General features: G+C 39.5%; 1 protein-coding gene. It reads left to right on the top strand.

Going from position 1 to position 1,290, the window contains the following annotated elements:
• Positions 1-297: 297 nt before the first annotated feature.
• A partial coding sequence (locus FYJ79_RS12365) for an IS110 family RNA-guided transposase (RefSeq protein WP_195837097.1) occupies positions 298-1,290 on the top strand: 993 nt, incomplete at its 3' end.

The following is a 1,290-nucleotide window of genomic DNA, read 5'->3' as shown; positions in this document are numbered from 1 at the left end:
CGTATACTCAATTTAAGGTTAGAATTGAGTATTTTTCCTTTCTAGCCGAATTAAGAATGATATCATCTACGGCCATTGATGATATCATTTATAAGCACTGTGGATTTGTATCTATATTTTTACGGACAATATTTGTACTGTTTCGAGGTGAATCCTGCCACAGTTCTTTTTTTAAATGGTGATTAGTAAATTAACACATACCCGATGTATGAAAGTTTGATGAATTGCGTGATTACACAAAGAAGAAACTCGTGGGCTTACCAAGCAGTGCTAAATCATTTTAAGGAGGTCATCTTCATGACGTATTTCGTTGGCATAGACATTGCCAAGTTTAAACACGACTGCTTCATCCAGGATCATAATGGAGTGGTCATCAGGCATTCTTTTTCCTTCAGGAACAATCAGGACGGATTCAACATACTGCTGGATGCGTTGAACGGGCTGGATCATTCTCAGGAAATAAAAATAGGACTTGAGGCTACAGGTCATTACGGAAGCAATATCAAGCAGTTTCTGAATTCCAATGATTATTCATTCATGGAATTCAATCCCTTACTCATCAAGAGGTTCTCGCAAGCTACGACCCTCAGGAAAACCAAAACCGACAAGATTGATGCTGCATTAATTTCCTCTTTTTTAATGACTGTAGACTACAAGCCTATTACGCATACATCTTATCATACATCAGCCTTAAAATCACTTACTAGATTAAGGGAATCTCTGGTAAAGGAACGCTCTCAGACGCTTATAAGGATTACCAACGTTCTGGACATCATATTCCCTGAATTCAAGCCATTGTTTGATAATTCCTTGAAATCAAGCACCTGCATGTATATCTTAGAGAACTATTCTTCTCCGGACAGGATTTCCAGAATGAATGTTGAATCATACAACAAAATGAAATCCAAGCTGAGAAAGACCATATCCTATGACAAGTTTCTAAAGATCAGGGATGCAGCCAAGTCAACCGTAGGCACTGCAGACGAAATATATGTCTACGAGCTTCAGATTCTACTAGGCATTTATAAGGAATTAGATTCCAGAATATCAGACCTGGAAAATAAAATCATTCAGTACTACAGACAATTCAATTCACACATCCACACCATCAAGGGCGTATCAGAACTATCTGCCGCTGCAATCTACGCCGAGCTAAACGGGGTAACTGGATTCAGGAATCCTGACCAGATACTGGCTTTCGCGGGGCTGGACTGTTCCCGAATACAGTCTGGGGAATCAGATAAAAACGGCCGTATGGTTAAGCATGGTTCTTCTGCACTTAGATGTGTA

It is taken from the genome of Sharpea porci (genome assembly GCF_009695655.1).
Taxonomy (GTDB): domain Bacteria; phylum Bacillota_I; class Bacilli_A; order Erysipelotrichales; family Coprobacillaceae; genus Sharpea; species Sharpea porci.
The sequence above is the reverse complement of the archived record's forward strand: the minus strand, read 5'-3'. Positions and strand labels throughout refer to the sequence as shown.